General features: G+C 63.7%; 8 protein-coding genes. 3 read left to right on the forward strand and 5 right to left on the reverse strand.

Going from position 1 to position 6,031, the window contains the following annotated elements; translation table 11 throughout:
* The 3 genes from EN984_RS19315 to EN984_RS19330 form a co-directional block, all read left to right on the forward strand.
* A partial coding sequence (locus EN984_RS19315) for a phosphotransferase (RefSeq protein WP_164765531.1) occupies positions 1 to 531 on the forward strand: 531 nt, incomplete at its 5' end.
* 164 nt (positions 532 to 695) lie between these two features.
* On the forward strand, positions 696 to 1,334 hold the full coding sequence (locus tag EN984_RS19325; RefSeq protein WP_127268963.1) for a TetR/AcrR family transcriptional regulator: 639 nt from the start codon (positions 696 to 698) through the stop codon (positions 1,332 to 1,334).
* Between the two features lie 191 nt (positions 1,335 to 1,525).
* Positions 1,526 to 1,774, forward strand: a complete 249-nt coding sequence (locus tag EN984_RS19330) for a DUF680 domain-containing protein (RefSeq protein WP_127268964.1) — start codon at positions 1,526 to 1,528, stop codon at positions 1,772 to 1,774.
* Positions 1,775 to 1,816: 42 nt separating this feature from the next.
* On the opposite strand, the gene EN984_RS19335 is transcribed toward EN984_RS19330, so the two are convergent.
* The 5 genes from EN984_RS19335 to EN984_RS19355 form a co-directional block, all read right to left on the reverse strand.
* Positions 1,817 to 2,866 (reverse strand): Gfo/Idh/MocA family oxidoreductase, encoded by a 1,050-nt coding sequence (locus tag EN984_RS19335; protein ID WP_127271394.1) that lies wholly within the window; start codon positions 2,864 to 2,866, stop codon positions 1,817 to 1,819.
* Positions 2,867 to 2,914: 48 nt separating this feature from the next.
* A complete protein-coding gene (locus tag EN984_RS19340; protein WP_127271192.1) occupies positions 2,915 to 3,700 on the reverse strand; it encodes a ThuA domain-containing protein in 786 nt (261 codons plus the stop codon).
* Between the two features lie 78 nt (positions 3,701 to 3,778).
* On the reverse strand, positions 3,779 to 4,009 hold the full coding sequence (locus tag EN984_RS19345; protein WP_127271190.1) for a hypothetical protein: 231 nt from the start codon (positions 4,007 to 4,009) through the stop codon (positions 3,779 to 3,781).
* Between the two features lie 59 nt (positions 4,010 to 4,068).
* Positions 4,069 to 4,653: a sarcosine oxidase subunit gamma gene (locus tag EN984_RS19350; protein WP_127271189.1), complete on the reverse strand. Its 585-nt coding sequence runs from the start codon at positions 4,651 to 4,653 to the stop codon at positions 4,069 to 4,071.
* Positions 4,646 to 6,031: glycine cleavage T C-terminal barrel domain-containing protein (locus EN984_RS19355; protein ID WP_281057320.1), on the reverse strand; the 1,386-nt coding region annotated here is incomplete at its 5' end. The genes EN984_RS19355 and EN984_RS19350, both read right to left, overlap by 8 nt.

The raw sequence follows: 6,031 nt of genomic DNA on the forward strand, positions 1-6,031 counted from the left end.
AGCCAGTACCGCGCCTCGGAGACTGACGCAGTCGCCGACATGGACCGGCTGATTGCCTGGTTGGAAACGCGTATGCCCGCCGATGACGGCCGGATCTCGTTGGTGCATGGCGACTACCGGCTGGACAATCTGATCTTCGCGCCGGACCGGCCGAAGGTGCTGGCGGTGCTCGACTGGGAATTGTCGACATCAGGCCACCCCTTCGCCGATATCGCCTATCAATGCATGCAATGGCGGCTGCCGCACGCTTCCGGCTTTCGCGGCCTGGGCGGTGTCGACCGTTCCGCACTCGGCCTGCCCTCCGAGGAGGACTACGTCGCCGCCTACTGCCGGCGGCGCGGGCTCACCGGTATCGGCAACTGGACGTTCTACCTCGCCTTTTCCTTCTTCCGGCTGGCCGCGATTTGCCAGGGCGTCTACAAGCGGGCGCTGGACGGCAACGCCTCCAATCCGGAAAAGGCCCGGACCTATGGCGAGGCGGTAAAGCTGCTTTCGCGCCTTGCCGCGAAGCTGATCGACAAGGAGGCGTGATGGGCCGCTTTGACGGAGCAAAGGTGCTGATCACGGGTGCCGCCAACCTCGACAAGCGTCGGCACGATCCGAAGCATACCGCTTGGGAACTTCCCGTGCCCTTGTCCGTTTCCGTACAGCGTATATAATTTAGCCAGCCACCAACCAACCAAAGGCACCAGATCTTGCCGCAGAGCGTCCAGACACGCCGCGAGAAGCAAAAGGCCGAACTGCGCTCCGAACTTGTCGAGGCCGCGCACAAGCTCGTCCAGGAAGAAGGCTATGAAGGCCTGACCATCCGCAAATTGGCCAAGCGGGTCGGCTACGCCCCGATGTCTGTCTATTCCTACTTCGCCGACAAGCAGGACATCCTGTTCGCTCTGGCCGAGGATGCGTTCGAGACGCTGGCCCGCCGCATCGAGGAGCATCCATCCGATGATCCGATCGAGGCCTTGCAGGCGGTGATGACCGAATATGCCGCTTTCGGACTCGGCAATCCCAACGAATACCGCACCGTGTTCATGACCGAAAAGACCAAGCTGCCGGAAGGCTACAATGAAATGGAGGAGAGCAACCCTGCTATGAAGGTGCTGATCAGCAGGGTCGAGGCCTGCGTCGCCGCCGGCAAATTGCAGGGCGATCCGCGCGCCATCGCCACCATGCTGTGGGCGGTCGGCCACGGCACGATCTCGCTGCTCATCACCTTTCCGTTCTACCCCTTCGGCGATCCGCAGGCCTTCGTGAAGCGGATGTGCGATTTCACGCTCGCCACGCTCAGCACGCAAAACGTCCCGCCGCTGACCGAGACACCGGTCAACTGCTGAACGCCGTTTCCTGGTTTTGTGTATTCCCCTCCAGACCTGGGGGTTCTTGGTTAACAAAAATTTATTGTACGCGTACGGTTTTCCTTGAACTTCGCGATCGACGGGCGTATATGTACAGCGTATCGTACATGTACGAGAGAAATTCACCCGTCGGTACGAATTGAATTCGACCCGGAAACCGGAGACTGACAATGAAAAAGACACTCCTCACCCTCGCCGCCGTGCTGGCACTTTCGGGCTCGGCCTTCGCCGCCAACACCACCCATCCCGTCAAGCATGCGCCGGTGGCGGCCTGCGTTGACACCAGGACCAACGTGAAGCTCGATTGCGCTTCGACCGGTTCGGTCGAGAAGAAGGGTGCCACGCAAAATACCGCTGAAGGCAAGGGCCCGCGGCTCGGCATCAGCATCAATCCGTGGATTGTACCAAGCGCATTTTGACATCAGCAAAGATCGCGTCTGGCCGGCACAAGCCGGCCAGCTTCAGCCGACCGAAACCGGCAGCTTCGCCGCTGAACTCTCGAAGGCCGCGTCGATCAGCTTTTGCATGTCCGCGGCACGCCGGAACGACGGATCGCCATTCCGGCCTGTATCCAGCGCATCGGCAAAGCGTCGCGCATTGCGCTTGACACTGGGCAGCGCCAAGATCTGCCAGCGCTGAAGATCGACATCGCCGCCGAGACAGGCCGACAGGTTCGATGCCTTGCCGTCGGTTTCGACCCTGATGGCGCCCTTGGTGCCGTGCAGGGCCAGCGACAGATCGTTGGCGTGGCCGGTCATGTAGCGGCTCGCCACGATCGTAGCGAGCGCACCGGAACTGAGCCGCGCCGTCATTGCCACGCTGTCATTGGCGTCCAGCACATAGTCGCCGATGCGCTCGCCCTCGGCCTTCGGAAACGTCACCAGATCGGCATGCAGGCTGACGATATCCTGGCCGGCGCCATAGGTGGCGAAGTCCAGGATATGGATGCCGACATCGCCCAGCACACCGGTCGAACCGTGCCGGCTCGACAAGCGCCAGAGCCATTTGTCCTCGACCCGCCAGTCGCCCCACGACTGGCTGACCAGCCAGCTTTGCCGGTAGCTTGCCTCGACATGGCGCAACACGCCGATCTCGCCGGCCAGCACCATGCGCCGCGCTTCATGGATCGCCGGTGAGTTGCGATAGGTCAGGTTGACCATGTTGACCACCCCTGCAGCCTCGGCCGCTTCGGTCATATCAAGCGCGTCGGCGTGGTTCGGCGCCAGCGGCTTTTCGCAAAACACATGCTTTCCCTGGGCAAGCAGCGCCAGCGTCGTTGCCATATGCGCACCATCCGGCGTCGCGTTGATGGCGGCATCGAACTGACCGCAGGCGATCGCCGCCTCCAGGCTCTCGAAAGATTCGCCGATCTTGCTGACGGCGGCAAACGCCGCCGCGCGGCCAGGCACCTGATCGACGCAAGCGACGATGCTGCAGCCGGGAATCCCGGCAAACTCATCGACATGATGTCCGGCGATGCCGCCGGTGCCGAGCAGAAGAATTCGATGCATCAGTTCAGGCCCCCAGCCACCTCACACCCCAATCAGCTCAGGCCCGAATCAACTCAGGCCCTTGTCGCCGTCGGCATGCAGGCGCAGCCCCTTCTGCACGATCTTCTCCTTGGCCGCATCCGTCGGCACGTTCGACGCATTGGTGATGCCGGACCATGCCGGCGCCGGGTTGTGCGCCCAGTGCACGGCGTTGCGCAGCACCTGCTGCACGCCCTCATTGTGATAGATCGGATAGGTCTCGTGGCCGGGCGAGAAGTAGAAGATCCGTCCCGCGCCGCGCTGGTAGGTCAGCCCGGACCGGAACACCTCGCCACCCTCGTACCAGGAGACGAACACCGTCTCCAGCGGCTCCGGCACGGCGAAGGGCTCGCCATACATTTCGGTCTCGCCGATCTCCAGGCACTCGCCGATGCCTTGCGCGATCGGGTGGCCGCGGTTGATCGCCCAGACGCGCTCGCGCTCGCCCGCCTCGCGCCATTTCAGCGAACAGGGCGTGCCCATCAGCCGCTTGAATATCTTCGAGTAGTGGCCGGAATGAAGCACGATCAAGCCCATCCCTTCCCACACCCGCTTCTGCACCCGCTCGACGATCTCGTCCTTGACCTCGCCATGCGCCGCGTGGCCCCACCACAAAAGCACGTCGGTGGCCGCCAGGCGCTTTTCGCTCAGGCCGTGCTCGGGCTCCTGCAAGGTGGCGGTGGTCGCCTCGATGCCCTTGTCCTGGTTGAGGGCGGCGGCAATGGTGCCATGCATGCCCAAGGGATAGAGGTCGCGCACGGCTTCATTGGTCTGCTCGTGGACATTCTCGCCCCAAACGATCGCTTTTGTCGGCATTTTCATCTCCCAAAGCGCTTTAAATAGCATGTCAAAAGGGATTGAGAAGGTGCCGATGCCGCCTGGCCCGATGGAATACTACGTCTTGCGCTTCTTGCGCCCCGGCACGGTCTTGGCCGTGCCCGGTTTCGCCGGGGCGCCGGGGATGGCGGTTCCGGTAATGGATATCGGATCGCTGGCCGGGAACGTGTCTTCGAGGCCTTCCTCGAGTTCCTCTTCGGCGCTCGGGGCTTCATGTCGCTCATGTTCGAGCGAGCGGACGGCCGATGTCTTTATGACCGGCGACTTCGGTGCGGAATTCGACGGCATCGGCATTCTCCCTCGGCGTGCGGATGCAGAACGAGCGTGCCCTGCAAAACGTTCCGAGTTCAGACCGCAGCGTCGCGCGATCCCTCGGACAGGAAAGTAAAGACATAGTCCGAGAAGGAACGCCAGCATTCGACCCGGAAGGCATCGGCGGCTGTGCGCAGCAGCACGATCTCGGTCTTGCCCAGGATGGTGCGCGACGCTGCGCCCACCGGGAAGGCGTCGAGCGACAGGTCCTGCGGGCAGCCAGCATTGATCGTCGCCGCTGCCCCAGGGCCCGTCACCGATATCGCGATGTTGCGATGCGAGACGCCGACCGCCGAATGCAGCGCGGATACTTTGGCGCAATCGGCGAGCGGATCGTTGCCGGCCTCATCGATCACAAGCCATTCGTCGGGACCGAGCCACAAGACGGTGCGCCCGCCCTTCGCGGCAGAGGTTTTCGGCTTGTTCGGCAAGGTCACGCCGAGCGCCTTCGAAAGCGCTGCGGCCGAAGCCTCCGGCGCACGCAGTGAAACGCGCTCGGCCGACGGCAGCACCTCGACCTTGACGGCGGCGGCAGTGGTGCTGCGCCCAGCCAGCGCCGGACGGCGTTCGACCGAAGGCGATGCGGCCGGAGCCGTCTTCCTTGCAGCGGCCTTAGCCATTGAGGCGCCCTCCCGTCTCGTCGAAGAATACCATGCCGGTAACCTCCACTTCGATCACCCCATTCGGCATCGGCACATAGAGGGTCTCGCCCATCCGGTCGCGGCCGCCGGCGACCAGCGCCAATGCGATCGAGCGGCCGCAATTTTCCGACCAATAGCTCGAGCTGACATGGCCGATCATCTTCATCGGGATCGCCTGCTTGGGATCCTCGACGACCTGCGCGCCTTCTTCCAGCACCACTTTGGGGTCCCTGGTCTTGAGGCCGACCAGCTGCTTGCGGCCCTTGGCGACCAGATCCGGCCGCGTCAGGCCGCGGATGCCGACGAAATCGGTCTTCTTCTTGCCGACCGCCCAGTCGAGCCCGGCGTCGTTCGGCGTTACCGTGCCATCCGTGTCCTGGCCGACGATGATGTAGCCTTTTTCGGCGCGCAGCACGTGCATCGCCTCGGTGCCGTAGGCGGCCGCACCATGCTTCTGGCCCTCGGCCCACAGGGCTTCCCAGACCGCCTGGCCATAGTCGGCCGGCACATTGACCTCGAAGCCGCGCTCGCCGGTGAACGACATGCGAAACAACCGCGTCGGCACGCCGCAGATCTTGCCTTCACGCACCGACATATGCGGCAGCGCCTCGTCGGACATGTCGATGCCTTCGACCAAGGGCTCTATGATCTTCCGCGCGCTCGGCCCTTGCACGGCGATGACAGCCCACTGCTCGGTGATCGAGGTCAGCCAGACATTGAGATGCGGGAACTCGGTCTGGAGATAATCCTCCATGTGGTTCATGACGCGCGGCGCGCCGCCGGTCGTCGTCGTCACGTGGAAACGGTCGGGGGCCAGCCTGCCGACGACGCCGTCGTCATAGATGAAGCCGTCCTCGCGCAGCATGATGCCGTAGCGGCAGCGGCCGGGTTCCAGCTTCTCCCATGGGTTGGTGTAGAGCAGTTCCATGAACTTGGCCGCATCCGGCCCAACCACCTCGATCTTGCCCAGCGTAGAGGCATCGAACAGGCCCGCCGTCTTGCGCACCGCGACGCATTCGCGGTCGACCGCGGCATGCATGTCCTCGCCCGCCTTGGGGAAATACCAGGCGCGCTTCCACTGGCCGACATCCTCGAACACGGCACCTTGCGCCTCGGCCCAGGGATGGATCGCGGTTCTGCGCGTCGGGTCGAACAGCGGACCGCGCGCATGGCTGACGATCGCGCCGAAGGTGACCGGCGTATAGGGCGCACGGAACGTGGTCAGGCCGACCTCCGGGATCGGCTTTCCCAGCGTCTCGGCGGCAATCGCCAGGCCGTGCATGTTGGAGGTCTTGCCCTGGTCGGTCGCCATGCCGTTGGTGGTGAAGCGCTTGACGTGCTCGATCGAGCGCATGCC

Origin of the sequence: Mesorhizobium sp. M7A.F.Ca.CA.004.12.1.1, from assembly GCF_003997835.1 — a bacterium.
GTDB lineage: Bacteria > Pseudomonadota > Alphaproteobacteria > Rhizobiales > Rhizobiaceae > Mesorhizobium.